General features: G+C 64.9%; 16 protein-coding genes. 12 read left to right on the top strand and 4 right to left on the bottom strand.

The features are described from left to right. Positions 1 to 44 precede the first annotated feature (44 nt). Both ASG80_RS13160 and ASG80_RS13155 read right to left on the bottom strand, forming a co-directional pair. Entirely contained in the window at positions 45 to 1,220 is a 1,176-nt protein-coding gene (locus ASG80_RS13160; protein ID WP_056731430.1) for a hypothetical protein, read from the bottom strand. Between the two features lie 79 nt (positions 1,221 to 1,299). Further along, complete coding sequence (locus ASG80_RS13155) at positions 1,300 to 2,523, bottom strand: ABC transporter permease (RefSeq protein WP_200952568.1); 1,224 nt, start codon at positions 2,521 to 2,523, stop codon at positions 1,300 to 1,302. Positions 2,524 to 2,668: 145 nt separating this feature from the next. On the opposite strand from ASG80_RS13155, the gene ASG80_RS13150 reads away from it, so the two are divergent. From ASG80_RS13150 to ASG80_RS13110, 10 genes are all read left to right on the top strand, one after another. After that, the gene (locus ASG80_RS13150; protein ID WP_056731429.1) at positions 2,669 to 3,418 is read left to right on the top strand and encodes a dienelactone hydrolase family protein; all 750 of its coding nucleotides are present in this window, start codon (positions 2,669 to 2,671) and stop codon (positions 3,416 to 3,418) included. A gap of 75 nt (positions 3,419 to 3,493) precedes the next feature. Next, complete coding sequence (locus ASG80_RS13145; RefSeq protein WP_056731427.1) at positions 3,494 to 4,777, top strand: FAD-dependent monooxygenase; 1,284 nt, start codon at positions 3,494 to 3,496, stop codon at positions 4,775 to 4,777. Then, the gene (locus ASG80_RS13140) at positions 4,777 to 5,559 is read left to right on the top strand and encodes an SDR family oxidoreductase (protein ID WP_056731424.1); all 783 of its coding nucleotides are present in this window, start codon (positions 4,777 to 4,779) and stop codon (positions 5,557 to 5,559) included. The genes ASG80_RS13145 and ASG80_RS13140 overlap by 1 nt, the downstream gene beginning before the upstream one ends. Beyond that, positions 5,556 to 6,041: a nuclear transport factor 2 family protein gene (locus ASG80_RS13135; protein WP_056731422.1), complete on the top strand. Its 486-nt coding sequence runs from the start codon at positions 5,556 to 5,558 to the stop codon at positions 6,039 to 6,041. Before ASG80_RS13140 ends, ASG80_RS13135 begins: the two co-directional genes overlap by 4 nt. Then, positions 6,038 to 6,892 carry a fumarylacetoacetate hydrolase family protein gene (locus tag ASG80_RS13130; RefSeq protein WP_056731420.1) on the top strand — a complete coding sequence of 285 codons (855 nt, stop codon included), beginning with the start codon at positions 6,038 to 6,040 and terminating at the stop codon, positions 6,890 to 6,892. The genes ASG80_RS13135 and ASG80_RS13130 overlap by 4 nt, the downstream gene beginning before the upstream one ends. Positions 6,893 to 6,898: 6 nt before the next feature. Continuing rightward, positions 6,899 to 7,288 carry a RidA family protein gene (locus ASG80_RS13125; protein WP_056731417.1) on the top strand — a complete coding sequence of 130 codons (390 nt, stop codon included), beginning with the start codon at positions 6,899 to 6,901 and terminating at the stop codon, positions 7,286 to 7,288. Further along, positions 7,288 to 8,511 carry an MFS transporter gene (locus ASG80_RS13120; RefSeq protein ID WP_056731415.1) on the top strand — a complete coding sequence of 408 codons (1,224 nt, stop codon included), beginning with the start codon at positions 7,288 to 7,290 and terminating at the stop codon, positions 8,509 to 8,511. The genes ASG80_RS13125 and ASG80_RS13120 overlap by 1 nt, the downstream gene beginning before the upstream one ends. 5 nt (positions 8,512 to 8,516) lie before the next feature. Continuing rightward, the gene (locus tag ASG80_RS23030; RefSeq protein WP_200952567.1) at positions 8,517 to 9,398 is read left to right on the top strand and encodes a LysR family transcriptional regulator; all 882 of its coding nucleotides are present in this window, start codon (positions 8,517 to 8,519) and stop codon (positions 9,396 to 9,398) included. A 101-nt stretch (positions 9,399 to 9,499) separates the two neighbouring features. Continuing rightward, the gene (locus ASG80_RS13115; protein WP_056731413.1) at positions 9,500 to 10,657 is read left to right on the top strand and encodes an NAD-dependent formate dehydrogenase; all 1,158 of its coding nucleotides are present in this window, start codon (positions 9,500 to 9,502) and stop codon (positions 10,655 to 10,657) included. A gap of 327 nt (positions 10,658 to 10,984) precedes the next feature. After that, positions 10,985 to 11,434 (top strand): PadR family transcriptional regulator, encoded by a 450-nt coding sequence (locus ASG80_RS13110; RefSeq protein WP_200952566.1) that lies wholly within the window; start codon positions 10,985 to 10,987, stop codon positions 11,432 to 11,434. A 130-nt stretch (positions 11,435 to 11,564) separates the two neighbouring features. Here the strand turns inward: ASG80_RS13110 and ASG80_RS13105 are convergent, their stop codons facing one another. Both ASG80_RS13105 and ASG80_RS13100 read right to left on the bottom strand, forming a co-directional pair. Further along, a complete protein-coding gene (locus tag ASG80_RS13105) occupies positions 11,565 to 12,659 on the bottom strand; it encodes a hypothetical protein (RefSeq protein WP_369816262.1) in 1,095 nt (364 codons plus the stop codon). Positions 12,660 to 13,019: 360 nt separating this feature from the next. Next, positions 13,020 to 14,147 (bottom strand): MBL fold metallo-hydrolase, encoded by a 1,128-nt coding sequence (locus tag ASG80_RS13100; protein WP_200952565.1) that lies wholly within the window; start codon positions 14,145 to 14,147, stop codon positions 13,020 to 13,022. Between the two features lie 846 nt (positions 14,148 to 14,993). Here ASG80_RS13100 and ASG80_RS13095 point away from each other — a divergent pair. Together ASG80_RS13095 and ASG80_RS13090 are read left to right on the top strand one after the other, a co-directional pair. Next, positions 14,994 to 15,215, top strand: coding sequence for a hypothetical protein (locus ASG80_RS13095; protein ID WP_156401842.1), 222 nt, complete (start codon positions 14,994 to 14,996; stop codon positions 15,213 to 15,215). 24 nt (positions 15,216 to 15,239) lie between these two features. Further along, a complete protein-coding gene (locus ASG80_RS13090; protein WP_056731406.1) occupies positions 15,240 to 16,604 on the top strand; it encodes a glycine cleavage T C-terminal barrel domain-containing protein in 1,365 nt (454 codons plus the stop codon). Positions 16,605 to 17,056 lie beyond the last annotated feature (452 nt).

The raw sequence follows: 17,056 nt of genomic DNA, 5'->3' as shown, positions 1-17,056 counted from the left end.
AGGTGCGAGCGTCGCCGCCCGCACCTCCGTCGATTCGGGAAGAATCACGCCACTCCCCAGAGCGATTCGAAGTCTTTGGGGAACGTGGTCGGTCCGAACCATTCGCCAGACGCCTCCGCTTCCTCGGTCAGGGTGTCGTTGCTGATCGTGTCGCGCGTGAACAGGCGCACCGGGACCACGTAGTCAGGTACGGGAATGCCCAGGATGAGACGAAGCGACGCATCGGCGTCGATCCAACCCTGGAAGGTGAGGGCGGGCGACGCGGCCGCATAGAGGAAGGTGCCGTTCTCGAGAGCCTGAAGGCTCCCGAGTCCCGCCGCGCCTGCCATGCCCTTGATGTCCGTGCGTCCGGACTGCTGCACGCCACCCTGGGTCGGCTGGAGGTACTGGTCGTACTGTGCCTCCACGTAACCGATCTCAGGGTTCTGAAGCAGTGCTGCGCTGGTGGACGACGGGATGAGCGAGAAGCTCGACACCGAGATCCCGTTGATCGTGATCGTGCAGTCGGCGCAGTCGTCGGCGATCTCCTCCTGGGCGGTCTTCACATACGCCGCCGGCGAGGGACCGTCCGTGCTCTGGTTGATCAGCAGCGAGCCCGCTCCATTCGAGTCGAGGGCGAACCACTGGGAGAGGGCTACCTCCATCGAGGTGCCGCTTCCGGGGATCGTCTCGAGGGTCTCGGAGTCGGGGTGCGCGGGGTCCGGGATCTGGTTGTTGATGATCACCGGGATGCCGGCGGCCTGGGCGGCATCGAGGGCGTTGCCGGCGAGTCCGTAGGGGATGGCGTCGAGGACGATCGATGCCGCGTTGGCCTCGGTCGCCTGGTTGACGCAGGCGCTGATGTCGGTCGGCGTTCCCTTTCCGTCGCAGAGCTGCACGTTCACCCCGACCGTCTCGAGGGCGTCGGTCAGGCCGTTCGCTGTGACCGTGAAGGCGGGCGACTGCAGGGTGATCGGGATGTAGTAGACCGTCTTACCTTCGACCGAGCTCACGTCCTCGATCGGTTCGGTCGGGACGGGGTACGCCTCGAGCGGCTCCTGGAGCTTCGCGACCGTGGCCGCGAGGTCGGATTCGGCCGCGGGGCTCGTGCTCGGGCTGGACTCCGGCGCCGACCCGCCATTTGCGGCGCACCCGGCGAGGGTGAGCGCCGCGATGGCGATGGCACTGGCTGCGGCGAATGCGCGGGCACGTCGACGGCCGAGAGGGGATGCTGTGTTCATTCTTTGTTCTCTCCTTGTATTGACAGCACTGGCAACGGAACGGGACAGCATGGAACGGAACGGATAGAAGTGGCTGGGGTCAGCGGGATTTCGCGTGCAGCACTGTGGAGATCGTCACCGCAATGACGAGCACGCCGCCGTAGAAGACGCTTGATACCCAGGAGGTGGCGCCGAGAAGTTGGAGACCCAGGACGCCAGTCGCCAGGAAGTAGACCGCGATGAGCGTTCCGAGCGGGTTGAAGCGCCCGGGTTCGAGGATCGCCGTGCCGAGGAAGGTCGCGGCGAATACCGGCAGGAGGTAGCTCTGGGAGACGGCGGGGTCGAAGCCACCGGTGGCGGCTGCGGCGAACACGCCGCCGATTCCGGCGATCAGACCTGCGACGATGAACGCGCCGAGGCGCAGCCGGGTCACGCGGACACCGGCGAGTCGGCTCACCTCACGGTTCTCTCCAACGAAGCGCATGTTCCTGCCCAGAGGGGTGAAGGTGAGGATGTACGCGAAACCGAGCATGAGCACGACACCCAGGAAGAAGCTGATGGGGAGACCGCCGACGTTCAGCAGCGCGATCTGGGCGAAGTAGGGCGGCAGGCCGCTTACCGGCATCAGATTGCTGACGAACAGCGTTATCCCCAGGAGGAACGTGCCCATGCCCAGGGTCACGACGATCGTATTCACCCCGAGTTTGACGACCAGCAACCCGTTGACGGCGCCGACGAGAACGGATGCGATGATCGCGGCGATAGCCGCCGCCCAGACGTTCCAGTGGTACGTCACGGTGAGCACGGTGACGAGGATGGCCGACAGGCCGAAGTTGGAAGCGACCGAGAGATCGACGAACTCGCCGACGATGACCGTGCACAACAGAGCCGCGGAGAGGAAGACGAGCGCCTGCTGGCTGCCGAAGATGGTGCGGAAGGCTCCCACCGTGAGGAAGGTGGACGGTTCGAGCAGCCCGAACAGGATGATCATAAGCAGCCACACGCCGATGACCGCGAAACGGGCGGCGAAGCGGCCGAACGATCCCCCGGATCGCTTCGCTACGGCGTCGGTCGCTCCAACGGCGCCAGTGTAGAGATCGCTGTCGGTGGCGCCCCTGGCGTTCACTGTGTCGGTCATTCGGTCGTGCTCTCGATTCTCGCTGACGGCGATGTCTGCCTTTGTGCACAGCCCTGTGCTGTTACGCCGGCCATCCATGCGTGATGAAGACCGGCTATCGTGTGCGAAATCATATGCAGATTCGTGTGAATTGACCAGACCACAAAATGGACACAAAGGGCAAGGGCGAATAAATTCCCTGATCAAAGCCCCATAAAATCATCACAATCATTCTCCAAGGCTCGCACCTATGTCGGGATTCGCCAGATGATCGCACTTGAAATCGTGTGGGATTTGGCATACTCTCTCCCACGTCTCACCGACGAGCACGTGTGGCAGAGAGAAGTTGCAGATGGCGGACATGATCGTGCGGGATGTCGAGTACTCGCACGACGGAAGCCGGATGCTGGGCTACTTGTGCGCCCCGAGCGCTGCAGTGCAGCTGCCCGGAATCGTGCTGGTGCACGATGCATTCGGGCTGAACGAAGACATGATCGGGATCGCTCGTCGATACGCCGCACTTGGGTTCGCCGTGTTCGCCGCCGACGTCTGGGGTGACCGGACGACGCCGACATCAGGGGCCGAGATCGGGCCCTTGATTGGCGGCATGGTGCGCAATCGCAACAGCTGGCTCGGCCGGATCCGCGCGGCGCATGACGTCGCCGCTGAGCAGCCCGAGATCAATGGTGCCGCGCTCGTGACGATCGGGTACTGCTTCGGTGGATCCTCGGCGCTCGAGCACGTTCGCACCGGCGGAGATGTCCTCGGTGCCGTGAGTGTCCACGGCGGGCTCGACCTGCTCGATCCGAGCTGGGACCAGCCGGCCACCGCCGCCCGCGTGCTGCTGTGCACCGGCGCCGACGATCCCATGGCAACGGCTGAGATGCGTTCGCAGCTCCAGGAATCGATGAGCGGAGCCGGGCTCGACTGGGAACTCGACCTCTACAGCGACACCCAGCACGCCTTCACGAACCCCCGTTCCGACGCACCCGGAATGCCCGACGGTGTCGCCTACAACCCTCGCAGTGCGGACAGAGCCTGGAAGTCGACGAAGCGATTCCTCGGTGAGCTCTTCCCGCATCTCGATCAGGGCGCCGAATAGTCGGTCATCGACGCAGAGACCTCCGTCAAGGACCATGGGCGGTCACGACGAACACACAGAGAGCACGAGGAACACATGCTGGACATCGCCATCATCGGGGCCGGCCCGGCCGGATTGGCCGCGGCGCTCCGCCTGCACCAGAAGGGCTTCCGCCCCCGGATCTACGAGTCGGTGCAGGAGCTGAAGCCCCTCGGGGTCGGAATCGATGTGAAAGTCTACGGTTCGAAGGAACTCGACGAGCTCGGCCTGCTCGAGGAGTTCCGCGCAATCTCCGTTGACGCGCAGGAGTCGATCTTCTACAACAAGTACGGTCAGGAGATCTACGCCGAGCTCTGCGGTGCCCACATGGGCTACCTCTACGAGCAGCGCTTCGTGCATCGCGGCTACCTGCAGATGCTGCTCTACCGCAGCGTCATCGAGCGCCTCGGCGAAGACGCCGTGGTGCAGGGAGAACGCTGCCTCGGGTATACCCAGGACGCGAACGGGGTGACCCTCGAACTCCAGAACCGCGACGGATCGTCGAGCACCGTCCGAGCCGATCTGGCCATCGCCGCCGACGGCATCAAATCGGCGATTCGGCGACAGATGCACCCGGAAAGCGCAGAGCCGGTGTACTCAGGCATCACCATGTGGCGCGGGACGACTCTGATGAAGCCGTTCAAGTCCGGTGGCACCATTCTGCACATCGGCGCGCCACAGATTTCGAGCATGATCGTGTATCCGATTGCAGACGACTTCGAAGGTACCGGCCTCACCCTGGTGAACTGGGTCGTCGAGGCGACCCGGGACGAAACGGTCGAGGACTGGAACCAGATCGGCACCGTCGACGAGATCCTCCACTACTACGACGACTGCCACATCGACTTCCTGGACGTCCAGCAGATGCTGCGTGACGCACGGGAGGTCTACCTCTTCCCCCTCATCCGCCATGACCCGCTGGACAGTTGGATCGACGGCCGCGTGGTGATGATCGGCGACGCGGCCCACGCCATGTACCCGCGTGGAGGAAACGGAGCCTGCCAGGCCATCGTCGACGGTGGTGTTCTGGCCGAAAAGCTCGCGACGATCGACGACCTGGATGACGCGCTCAAGGCGTTCGAGAACCAGCGGCTCGCTGCGGTGAACGGCATCGTGATGGCCCATCGCGGCGAAGGATACGAGATCATCCGCCGCATGGTGGAAGACCGCACAGACGGTGAACGATTCACCGATATCGAGGACGTGCTCCCCCTCGCCGAGGCTGACGCGATCTTCAGCAAGTACCACGCACTTGTCGGCCAGCCCCGTCCGGGCCACGAAGCCGGCGAGGCAACCGGCTTCCGCACCTGGGAACTCGCGGTCAGCGAGCCGACTGCCTGATGGACCTGCGCCTCTCCGCGCGCACTGCGTTCGTCGCCGCTTCGTCGCAGGGACTCGGCTTCGCCTGCGCGCGCTCCCTCGCGCGCGAGGGCGTCTCGGTGACCCTGAACGGACGGGAAGACGCAAAGCTCTCGGCTGCGGCCGACGCGGTGCGCCGGGAATTCCCCGGCGCCCGCGTGGACCACGTGGCCGCCGACCTCACCTCCCCGGAGGGGCGAGCGGCGATCATCTCCGCAGTTCCCGAGGTCGACATCCTCGTCACGAACAACGCCGGCCCTCCTCCCGGCGGACTCGACGACTGGGAGGAGGCTGCGCTCGTGGGCGCCCTCCGGTCCAACATGGTGCCGGCCGTGCAGCTCATGCGCGCCTACATCCCCGGCATGCGCGCCCGCAGATTTGGCCGCATCGTCAACATCACGTCGGCGATGGTGAAAGGGCCCGCATATGAGATGGGGCTCTCGACATCCGCCCGATCGGCGCTCACTGCGATCAGCAAGGCCATCAGCGTCGAAGTCGCCGCGGACGGCGTCACCATCAACAACCTGCTGCCCGAGCGGTTCGACACGCCTCGACAGGAGTTCATGGCGCTGCGGATGATGGCGGAGCACCAGATCGAGCGTGACGAAGCTCGACGCCGCATCGCCTCGACCATCGCGGCGCGACGGCTCGGCAGGCCCGACGAGTTCGGCGACGCCTGCGCGTTCCTCTGTAGCGCCCAGGCCGGCTACATCTCGGGACAGAACCTGCAACTGGATGGCGGAACCTACAGGGGGTTGATATGACACACGTCGAAGCTCCGGACGCCGAGACGACCCGGCAGATCCTCGCGGCGGAGCACGCTCGCTCCACCGCGCTCGTCGACGGCGACGTCGCCGCCCTGGACGAGCTCTTCGAGGAGAGCCTCGTGCACATCCACGCTCCGGGACTCACCCAGGACAAGTTCCAATTGCTGGAGCACGTCGCCACACGCCGGGCTTACCAGAGCATTACCCGGGGCGAACTGCTCATCCGCCAGATCGGCGACGTCGCGATCATGACGGGTCAGCTCGTCAACCGGCTGCGCAACCCCGACGGGAGCGAGCGGACGGTCGACGGCGTCGCCACGCAGGTGCTGCACCGGGGCGTCGACGGCCGCTGGCGGTTCGTCAGCTTCCAGATGACACCCATCGGGGCGCAGGTGTGGCCCGCACTGCCGTCGGAGGGCGGCGACGAGAAGACGACGCCGATCGAGGCGTCGGCGAAACCTGAGACGGAGAGATCATGAAGCTCGCGCGGTACCACATCGGCGACGGCCCGGCCCGTCTGGGCCGGGTCGACGGAGACCGGATCACCGACCTCTCCGACGTTCCGGGAGTCGGGACGTCGCTGCGTATGATCCTGCCGGAACTCGACTCAATGAGGGATGTCATCCTGGCGGCGGACGGCCAGAGCCTGCCCCTCGACGCCGTCGTGCTCGAGGCGCCAATCGACGCTCCGCAGAAGTACCTCGGCATCGGCATGAACTACAAGGAGCACGCCGAGGAAGCCCGCGCCGCCGGGATTCCGATCCCGACGAGTCAGCTGTGGTTCAACAAGCAGGTGTCGTGCATCGGGGGCCCGTTCGACCCCATCGTGAAGCCCGACCTGTCGGATCAGCTCGACTACGAGATCGAGTTGGCCGTCGTCATCGGGAAGAAGTGCAAGCACGTCGCGGCTGAGTCCGCCCGGTCGGTGATCGCCGGTTATGTGGTGGCCAACGACGTCTCGGTCCGCGACTGGCTCCAGAAGCGGTCGCCCACGTTCACGCTCGGGAAGTCGTTCGACACCCACGGTCCGATCGGTCCCTGGCTGACGACGGACGACGAGATCGAGGATCCGCTCTCGCTGGGTATGCGACTCACCGTGAACGGCGAGGTGCGCCAGGACTGGAGGACGGAGGACATGATCTACGACATCTACGAGCAGATCGCCTACCTCACCCAGGTCATGACGCTGATGCCCGGCGACATCCTCGCGACCGGCACGCCCGCCGGTATTGGCGCCCCGACCGGTCGCTTCCTCCGCGTCGGCGACATCGTGTGTGCGGAGATCGACGGTCTCGGCGCGATCGAGAACCGCGTCATCGCCGAGGCCTGATCCGCCATGCGACGGACGAGCGTCGAGCTGCCCGGATTCAGCCACGCCAATCCGATCCCGGCCGCCAGCAGGATCGGCCCCTTCCTGTTCTCCGGCGTCCTCACCGGCCGGGATCCGGAGACCTCCGAGATGCCGGCTGCGCTCGACGTGCAGTGCGCCAACGTGTTCCGGCACGTACGCGCGCTGATGTCCGCGGCCGGCGGCTCGACCGACGACATCGTGAAGATGACGTTCTGGCTTGCCGACTACCGGGACCGCGCTGCGCTGAACGATGAATGGACGACGCTGTTCACCGACCCGTCGAGCCGGCCCGCCCGCCAGGCGATGGCGGCGCAACTCGACGGCGGTTCGCTGATCCAGTGCGACCTGGTCGCCGTCCTCGACCGCAGCCATTGATGCGGGGCAGCGGCGTTCCGGCGACGCGAACGCCGCCGGCTGCGGGAATCCTCTTCGTCCTCGCGCTGCTCACCGCTGCGGCGCCGCTCTCCGTCGACATCTACACTCCGTCACTGCCGCTCATTCAGCACGAGCTCGCCGCAACCGAGTGGCTCACGCAAGCCAGCATCACCGCATGCCTGCTCGGCATCGGTATCGGCCAGCTCTTTTGGGGACCGCTCAGCGACCGCGCCGGGCGGCGCCCGGTCATCCTGGCGGGCGTCATCGGGTGGACGATCACGTCGGCGATCAGCGCGATGGCGACGACTCCGGAGATGCTTGTCACTGCACGGGGAGCGGCCGGCCTCTGCGGGGCCGCCGGCATCGTCGTCGCGCGCAGCGTCGTACGCGACATCTCCGTCGACCGCGGCGTGATGGCCTCGCGAGTCGGACTCCTCTCCCTGATCACCTCGGTCGCCCCGGTCATCGCGCCCGTGATGGGCGCTGCGATCGCGCACGCCTGGGGCTGGCGGGCCGACTTCCTCGCCCTCACCGCATTCGGCGCCGCAATCGGCCTCGCAACGGCTATCACGGTGCCCGAGACGCTGGCGCCCGATCATCGATCAGCCGGCGACGCTTCCGTCGTGAGATCCCTCCTCACCGGTGCACGCAACGCCGAACTGGCGTTCGTCGCGATCGCCCTGGCCGCGCATGCCTTCGGGTTCTACGCGTACATCACGACACTGCCATTCATCGTGGAACTGCAGTTCGGTCACCCGCCCGTCGTGTTCGCCGTGGTGTTCGCCTCCAACGCCGCGGCCATGCTGGCAGCCAACCTCGGCTTCCGCCGCCTGGTTCGCCATCATCGCCCGGCGCTCCCACTTGGGATCGGCCTGTCGGCGAGCACGCTGAGCGGCGTCACGCTCTTCGCGGCTTCGCTGGCGCACGGTCCAGAGTGGCTGCTGTGGACGACGTCGACCGTGTTCGCCGCCGCCGCCGGCTTCGTCCTTCCCGCGGCGCACAGCTGGGGGCAGCTCACGCTCGTCGCAAGCGGCGCGGCGTCGGCCCTCACCGGTTCGGCGCAGTTCCTCGGCGGCGTGCTCGGGTCCCCGGTCACCGGCGTAATCGGCCCGACGGCAGCGCACCTCGGCCTGGTCATCGCGACCAGTTCCGCACTCGCCCTCCTCGCCTGGTACGCAGCGCGGATCGCCGCCTCGAGGTCGGACCCGGATCCTTGCTCCTGACGCAGATGGCGTACTTCGTGGCACTCGCACGCGAAGGGCACTTCGGTCGGGCCGCGGCGTCGTGCTTCGTTTCGCAATCCTCGCTGTCAGAGGCGATTCAGAAACTCGAAATCGAACTCGATGTGCCGCTTGTTCGACGTGGCCGCTCCTTCGAAGGACTCACTCCGGAAGGTGAGCAACTGCTTGTGTGGGTTAGACGCATCGTCGCCGATCAGGACGCCCTTCACTCCGTAATGAAGTCGCTGCAGACCGGCCTGGTCGGAACGCTCCGACTTGGAGTGATCCCATCGGCGACCCAGAGCGCCGCGGACCTTGTCGATAGGTTTTGCTCGGACCATCCCCTAGCAAGAGTCAACCTGCAGGACGGACTCACATCGGATGAGATCGTGGAAAGGCTAAGGCGGTTCGAGCTTGACGCTGGAATCGTTCACACCAGGCCAGGGCATTCCGGTGAACTGACCATCACGCCCTTGTATGCGGAACGCCAGCGAGTTCTCATGAGTACCCGAGCTGCGGGGAGCCGACGCACCATCCGCGCCGTCGAGCTCAGCGAACTTCCGCTCTGTCTGCTCGCGCCTGGACTGCACGCACGCCAGAGCCTCGACGCTGCTCTCGAGCGTCAGGGGATCGCGCTCCGACCACAGGCCGAGGTTGATTCGGTAGGCGCCCTCGTCGCCATGGTGGCACGTGGTCGCTGGGCCGGGGTCACACCTCAACCCCCTCGAGATTCACACTCGCTCCCGCCCGGAGTTGCCAGCCTCGAACTCGTGGATCCATCGGTAAGCGCACCGGTCGTCCTCGCAATTCGCGGTGGCGAGCCGTTCTCGCCATTTGCGCGCGCCGTGATTCAGACGGCAAGGGCGGGTTTTAGCAGACCCTCAGGATGAACCATCGATCGGCCCGACCGATCAACTCACCGGCACCTCCTGTTGGACGCCGAAGTCATCACACATCGAGAATCAGTTCGTCAAGCGACGAAGGAGCTTCAATGGCGAAAGTACTGTGCGTTCTCTATCCAGACCCCACGTCGGGCTTCCCTCCGACCTACGCTCGTGATTCCGTCCCGGTAATCGAGAACTACCCCAACGGGCAACTCTTGCCGACCCCAGAGGGGATCGACTTTGTCCCCGGCGAAATGCTTGGAAGCGTGTCGGGCGAACTGGGCCTGCGCAAGTTCCTGGAAGCTGCCGGACACACCCTCGTGGTTACGAGCGACAAGGAGGGCCCCGACTCTGTCTTCGAGCGGGAGCTCCCCGACGCCGACATTGTGATCTCGCAGCCGTTCTGGCCGGCCTACTTGACGCCCGATCGCCTGGCAAAGGCCGAGAAATTGAAGCTTGCGATTACCGCGGGAATCGGATCCGACCACGTTGACTTGGCTTCAGCGATCGATCGCGGGTTGACTGTCGCCGAGGTGACGTACAGCAACAGCATCGGCGTCGCCGAGCACACCGTTATGCAGGTGCTCGCCCTCGTGCGGGACTACATCCCGCAGTACAAGATCGTCGTCGAAGGCGGATGGAACATCGCCGACGCAGTGAAGCGATCGTACGACCTGGAGGGAATGGACGTTGGCGTGTTTGCCGCCGGACGAATCGGCCGCGCCGTCCTCGAAAGGCTCGCCCCTTTCGGCGTGCGCCTGCACTACACAGACCGATACCGTCTCCCCGCAGAACTCGAGGAAAGTCTCGGCCTGACCTTCCACGAGGACATCGAGAGTCTCGTCAAGGAAATCGACGTGCTGACCGTGCACGCCCCCCTGACAAACGAGACCGAAGGTCTGCTCAGCGACGAGCTCCTCAGCACCATGCGGCGGGGCTCCTACATCGTCAACCCCGCGCGCGGGGCAATTGCCAATCGCGACGCGATCGTCCGGACGCTGGAAAGCGGCCGACTGGCCGGATACGCCGGCGACGTCTGGTTCCCGCAGCCGGCTCCTGCTGACCATCCTTGGCGGAGCATGCCGAACCACGGGATGACCCCCCACACCTCCGGGACATCCCTCCAGTCCCAGGCCCGTTACGCAGCCGGCACCCGCGAGATCCTGGAGAGCTGGTTCGCCGGCCGCGACATCCGACCGGAGTACCTGATCGTAGAAGGCGGCGGATACGCCGGCACAGGAGCGCATTCGTACGAGACGAGGTAGGCGGAGGCGATCTGACGCTGCGTCGGCTCGGGCCGGCGCGGCGTTCCGCATGCCCTCGCGCCACCGGGAGCGACGACAAGTCCGACCACCTTACTCAGCTCACGCTCGGAGTCGACCGCGACTCCGCGCTTGGCAGAAGTCTTCGACGAGGGGGGCCCACCGATCGTTCGAGGGAGGCCTACTGGAGTGGCTAAGGCCTTGGCGCCAGTTCCTGGCTGTCGTAAGGGACGTTTGCGCGGACACACGTGGAACCGGCAGGCGACTGGTATTAGCGCCTTCCGTGGCCGATACAGTCGACACCGAATATCTCAGAGTTGAGGAAGAAGCGTGGAGCGAATTACCGGTCTCGGGTTCATGATCTTGAGCCTGCTGTTCGAAGGAGCCATGCATCCGTACGGAATGGTGCAGCTCATGCTCCGCCGGCATGACGACCGCATCGTGTCGCTCGCCACGGGAACCGTCTACCGCACGGTCACTCGCCTCCAGAATCTCGGGCTGCTCACGCCCGTCGGCGTCGATCGCAGCGGCAATCGGACGGCGCGCACGACATATGCGATCACCGAGACCGGGCGGGCGATCGTCGGCGATTGGGTGCGACAGGAATTGCCGCGCATCGATCGTCCAGCAGAATTCCGTGTTGCCCTGGCACAAGCGCATCACCTGGACCGTCTCGAAGTCGTCGACTTGTTGCGCAGCCGCCGCGATCAACTCCACGCGGCACTCCGACAACAACGCGATACCCTCCGCGAAGCTTCCGAAGAGGATGTCCCTGAATAGTTTCTCCTCGAGGTCGAACGTGAGGATTCTCTGCTCGACGCTGAAGTTCGCTAGCTGGAGCAGACCATTACCCGGTTGGAACGTGGAGACTACCCATGGGGCGTTCGTTAGGTCAACGAATCCGCAAGGCTCAGAGCGCAGGCCACGGCTGAGCTACGGCTGCGTGGATTCGGAGCAGTGGCAGCGTTGCGTCTGCCGGTGCGCGACCGATTCCACACTCTGTGGCAACGCCGAAGCGGTCCACGTGTCGTTGCGCCGTGGCAATACGGCGCTCGGCTCCCTCGGCGCCGTCCTCGCGGTGCACGAGTCCGAGGTACAACTCGGTGTGTTCGGGCACTGCGAGTCGCTCGAGAGGCTCGAAGTACGCGTCGTCATCGCGCTCGATCGGTACCGGGAGGTGGATCCAGCTGATGCCTCGGTGCGAGGCATCCAGCAGGCGCTGCGCGAATGCAGCGAGGTTGCCGGTGTCCTCCGGTTCGACATAGTGCCGCTCGCCCACATCCCCGTAGCAGAGGTGGAAGCCAACCTCTACGTCATCGGGGACACGTGCTGCCTGTTCGACTGCCCGAGCGATCACACCCGACCACACGTCATCAAACCAGGGCAGGAAACCGGCATTGTCGCGCTTGTCGTAGCCCGCGTTCTCGATGTACCCGAACTCGACGGCACAATCCCATTGGATCGCGAGGTCATCGTGAGGGATGACGTCGAGGATGCGGTCTAACTCGGCGAAGAGCGCGTCGCGGTACAAGGGCTCGAACCTTGCGCGGTCCTCTGGGACGATGAACGCGCCGACAACAGCCGTGGGTGTGGGTAGTGACACCTGGAATCGTGTGCCCGCAGCGATGACACCCTCGTCCCGCAAGCGCTTGAAAACAGCCCAAGAGGAACGAGCCTCATCGGCGTAGCCGAGGTTCGGCAACTTCAACTCGAGCGCATCGATGCCGTCGGCGATCCGGAGCGGCCGCACATCGAGGACCCCACCGACCAGATATCCCGGTTCTCCGACGCGCTCGAGTCCGTCAGTAGAGTCGAGGCGGTTCGGCTGCCATGCGATCCAGTGAAACCGTTCGCCGACCTCTCCATCCGGAATACGGCGGACGCGACGGCCGAGGATCTCGGCGGCCGACCGCATCGTCGTCTCGACGTCAGGGAGGTTTATGCTTCCGACCAGGTGCACGCCCTGAGGTGTCGTCATTGAAGTCACTCTCTCTTGGGGATCCACGGGCGTCCCGTGAGCTCGGAGCGGATGGAGTGGCCCTGCCCTTCGATCGCGCTTCATCTCAGGCGCAGGGTCATCCGCTCGGCCAAACATATCAGCTGTATGTAATCTCACGAGATATCTGCGTAACATAACCGCTGCTCGGTGACTCAGCTTCAGTCCGAAGTGTGCGAGCTCGCGGTCGGCAGCGCCAGAGGGGCAGCGCGCCCTTCGTTTGTATGGCGCCAGACGGATAGCGACACCCCTGTGTCGAAGGCCGTCATCGTGCGGCTCGACCCGATCCCGCAGGCCTGACGCAGAGCCGCACGCCCGTCGGCCCACCCTTATGCGAGCGGGCCGTTCGGCGAAAGGGCACCCAACGTGTCAGACCCGGAAGGTCTGCAGATCCGCTCCCACATCGACGCGGCCCTCGTAGCCCTGCTTTGCCCACTTTCGCCATTGGTCTTCCGGCAGCTCACCGCCGGCAGCGAGGTCGCCGATGTGGCTGAGAACCAACCGCGCGGCGTTCGATGCCTGCGCGACTTCACCGACACGTTGAACCTCGACGTGCCCTTCCAGAAGGTGGTCCTTGAGCGCCGCCGGCCCATTCCAGCCCTGCACGTTGATCGCCTCGTGAACGAGGATGTCGGTGTCGTGCGCGAGTGTGAGGAGATTGTCCGAGTATGTCGTGTCACCCGAGAAGGTCACCGAGCCGTACTCGGATTCGAACCGGTAGGCGAAGCACGGGAACACCGGTCCATGGGGGACGAGTACGGCCGTGACCTTCACATGCTCGTCTTCCATGACGGTCAAGGGGCTCATCGCAGGTGCGGTGCTCGAGGGCCCGACCGCGAGGCCGTCGAGGGGAATCTCTCGCACGTCTGCAAGCGTCGAGGTATCGCGAATCCGGCTGTCCCGCATGAAGACGTTCGTGCTGTATGCAAACGCCTGGTTGCAGGACTCCGTGAGGGCAGCGAGTCCAGGGGTGGGGTTCTCCGGGTTCACCGTCGGTGATTCACCGCCGCCGAAGGTCGGCGGCAGGAAGCCTGCCGGACCAGGGCCGAAGACGGGCGTCGAGTTCGGAACGGAGTCCGTGACGTTCGGGTTCGCGTTTCCGCCCAACAGGAAGTAGTTGAAGTAATCGCCGACATGGTCGGCGTGCAGGTGGGTGATGAAGATCCCGCGAAGCGAAGCCAGGGCCAAATCGGCCCGCTTGTATTGGGAGACCGATCCCCGACCCGCGTCGATGATGTAGACGTTGCCGTCAACGACGATCGCGCTCGAGATCCCGAAGCGGGATCCGTTCGGTGGCGGCCCTCCGGCGGTCCCCAGCAGCACGAGGTTCATGCCGCTGGAATAGTCGGCCGGCTTTCCCGTCCTCGCAGAAGTGATTGGCGCCAGGGCGTTCGCCGCAGTCGGCGCCAGCAAACCTGCGCCGACTGATGCTGCCGCGCCCGTCATCAGCGCGCGTCGCGAGAATCCGGATGACCTTCCGTTGGTTTGCCGATCCATAGGTACCTCCTCGTACATGGATGGATATGATCACACACGATGGCACACATGATCATCCACGCGCAATACTGTGACAAGCACGAGCTACGTCGCAACAGAATTGAGCTTCCAACGCTGTATCGATCGCAATTCTCGGAGTCTGTCTCGGCCAATTCGCACCCATGCAGAGGTGTCTGCGGGCTGCGGCGTGACCGACGGATCGCCTGCTGGGAGGACAACGCGCCAGCCCGGTAGTCCGCTCGAGCGAACTCTCATTGAACGGCGCCGAGTGAACGGTGGCGGTGAGTCTCGCGAGTGTGGTGTGCGCTCAGGGGCCTCGCGGCCGAGTGTGGATGGTGGTGCCGATCAGGGGTCGCCGGCTCCGATCCGGTACGTCCGTGATTGTTGAGGGACACAGCCTTTCCGATGACCTGGCCGAAGTCGCCTTCGTCGAACGTGAGGATGACGTTGGTGCGCGAGACGATCTTCTTGGCTGCGCTGAGCGCGTCTCGGCATCGCCGGCTCCTTGGCGGCCCAGCGCGAACGGCATCGTTCAGATGTATGAAGGACCATAAGTCTGATGGAAGAGGTCGATAAATGAAAACATTGCTTGCCGCTAGCATTGTTCCTTTGCCCTGATATAGTTTCAGTCGTCTGAAACCGCATCGGAGCAGCAGCATGATCATCGTCGATCCGCACGCATCTCAGGCCGTTCCGCGCGCCTCCCGTCGAACGAGGTCACACCGCTCGTCGAATGATAGGACAGGCCGGGCCTCATCAGCACGATCTCGTCGACCGTCGTCGAGATCGGGGCGAACATCCTGTCGCTCGATCAGTACACCGACTACCCCGTATGACGGCATGCCCGTGAGCGAGCTCACCGAATCGAAGCAGCAGACGTTCCGTGACATCGGCGCTGACTTCCTGCTTCTGCTCACCTCACCCCAGCGCGATGCGACGCTCGTCGACTACGACGCACACCGCGTGCCCGCTCGATTCAAGTTGCACAGCGCGCTGCGCCAGCCGAACGGGAACGACTACGGGCGCGCCGACCTCGCGCAGTGGCACGCGCAGCACTCAGGCGACTGAGCCAACCCGAAGGAGTACTCCGCAATGACCCCCAAACCCGACCACCGCGCCACCTATCTCGCGTTCAAGAACGCGAGTAGCGGACCGCTGATCGTCGAGCGACCCGCACTGTTCAGCCCCGCCGCGGCGGCGCAGGACGCAGGCACCGGGAAGACGGCAGTCGGCCGATTCGGCCCGCTCTACCTCCCGCTCGAGTACACCGACTGGGCGGAGGAAGGGCAGGCTCACGTCAACAGCTGCTACATCGGCGACTGGACCCCCCTGTCCAAGACGCGGGTCTCCGGGCCGCAGGCGCTCGAGTTCCTCAGCCAGCTCGGCATGAACGATCTCAGCAAGTTCGAAATCGGGCAGGTGAAACACCACGTCCAACTCGACGAGAACGCCTGGATCGCCTCGGAAGGCATCCTGCTGAGAATCGACGATGGCGAATTCGTCTACACCGCTGGCAGCGGCGACTGGTTGGTCTGGCAGCTCAGCCAACGTGAATGGGCCGCTTCAGCAGAAGACATCAGCCCGGACCTTTTCATCTTCGGCGTCCAGGGACCCGAATCACTGGCCGTGGTCTCCGCTGCGACGGGCGACGACCTCACCGACATTCGATTCAACCGAAGCCGAGTCACGCAGCTGAACGGGGTCGCGGTGCGGGTGCTCCGCACCGGAATCTCCGGCGAACTTGGGTACGAAGTGCATGGCCCCGCCGAACATGCCGACGAGATCTGGAGCGCGCTCGTCGAGGCTGGAGCCCCGTATGGAATCAAGAAGCTCGGGTTCCGCGCCCAATCGATCCAGCACATCGAATCGGGAATCGCGACGAACGGCCTCGACTACATGCCATCCTCGGCGATCACCCCCGGCGCTGCATGGCAGTTCAAGCGGAGCTACCCGGGCGGGAGTTTCGTCGCAGAGAGCTTCACGGATTACTTCCGTCGTCCGACGGAACTCGGCTGGGGCGGGCGCGGTGCACTCACCCACAAGTTCATCGGACGGGACGCTTTGGTCGCCGAAGCGGAGGCAGGGGGTCCGCGCCGGATACATGTCGGGTTGACGTGGAACAGCGACGACGTGCTCGATGTGTTCGCTTCATACTTCCGTGACGGCGACCTCCCTGAGCCGATGGAGCTGCCAAAGGTGCAGGGTCCGGTATTCGACCAGGTGCGCGTCGACGGCGAACCCGTCGGCGTCTCAACGGGCCGAACGCTCAGCGTCGTCCTCCGAAGGACGATCTCGCTTGCTGTCATCGATCGGGCGCACGCGGCGCCCGGAACCCGGGTCACGGTGCTCTGGGGTCGTCCCGGCACCGCCCAGCGGGAGATTCGCGCGGAGGTCACGGAGCTTCCGTTCAAGCCAGATCATCGCCGAGTCGACGTGCAGGCGATGGAGCACGCGTAGTCAGACGGCGACCGGGCTGGCGTGGGGATTCGCCTCGCCAGCCCGTTTCATCGCCAGACCGGTTGGCCGGATTCATCGTCCTCGATTCCGAGTCGTTCGATGCGGGTGATCGTGGATGTCGAGTGCCAGAGGTAGTCGACGCGGTAGTCGGATGACCACATCGTCCAGTAACCGGAATCGCCGACCCGGGCGCGCTCGAGTGATCGGATCCGACGTGGCTCGTCTGCGACGCTTGGCTGGGCGTCCTGCCCTGGGAACCGCATCGTCACTGGACGGTCGAGGTCGATGCCGGCTCCCCGCGATTGTGTGGATGACCTCGGTGAACTCGCGCGGCTTCTCCCATGGAGTGCGGCCTGACGGCGCTCACTGAAATTCCTCACTTTCGCTCACCGAAATTCCCCACCCTGGGTCGCTCCGTCGCATGAGGCGGGCCTCCCTCGATGCTGGTGGTC

The sequence above is a fragment of the Agromyces sp. Soil535 genome, from assembly GCF_001428255.1.
GTDB lineage: Bacteria > Actinomycetota > Actinomycetes > Actinomycetales > Microbacteriaceae > Agromyces.
This window is presented reverse-complemented; position numbering and strand designations above follow the sequence as displayed.

Coding starts and splice junctions, on each gene's coding strand:
- ASG80_RS13145 (WP_056731427.1), top strand. CDS start 3,494: ATGCTGGACATCGCCATCATCGGGGCCGGCCCGGCCGGATTGGCCGCG.
- ASG80_RS13115 (WP_056731413.1), top strand. CDS start 9,500: ATGGCGAAAGTACTGTGCGTTCTCTATCCAGACCCCACGTCGGGCTTC.
- ASG80_RS13120 (WP_056731415.1), top strand. CDS start 7,288: ATGCGGGGCAGCGGCGTTCCGGCGACGCGAACGCCGCCGGCTGCGGGA.
- ASG80_RS13150 (WP_056731429.1), top strand. CDS start 2,669: ATGGCGGACATGATCGTGCGGGATGTCGAGTACTCGCACGACGGAAGC.
- ASG80_RS23030 (WP_200952567.1), top strand. CDS start 8,517: ATGGCGTACTTCGTGGCACTCGCACGCGAAGGGCACTTCGGTCGGGCC.
- ASG80_RS13125 (WP_056731417.1), top strand. CDS start 6,899: ATGCGACGGACGAGCGTCGAGCTGCCCGGATTCAGCCACGCCAATCCG.
- ASG80_RS13135 (WP_056731422.1), top strand. CDS start 5,556: ATGACACACGTCGAAGCTCCGGACGCCGAGACGACCCGGCAGATCCTC.
- ASG80_RS13100 (WP_200952565.1), bottom strand. CDS start 14,147: ATGGATCGGCAAACCAACGGAAGGTCATCCGGATTCTCGCGACGCGCG.
- ASG80_RS13130 (WP_056731420.1), top strand. CDS start 6,038: ATGAAGCTCGCGCGGTACCACATCGGCGACGGCCCGGCCCGTCTGGGC.
- ASG80_RS13160 (WP_056731430.1), bottom strand. CDS start 1,220: ATGAACACAGCATCCCCTCTCGGCCGTCGACGTGCCCGCGCATTCGCC.
- ASG80_RS13140 (WP_056731424.1), top strand. CDS start 4,777: ATGGACCTGCGCCTCTCCGCGCGCACTGCGTTCGTCGCCGCTTCGTCG.
- ASG80_RS13090 (WP_056731406.1), top strand. CDS start 15,240: ATGACCCCCAAACCCGACCACCGCGCCACCTATCTCGCGTTCAAGAAC.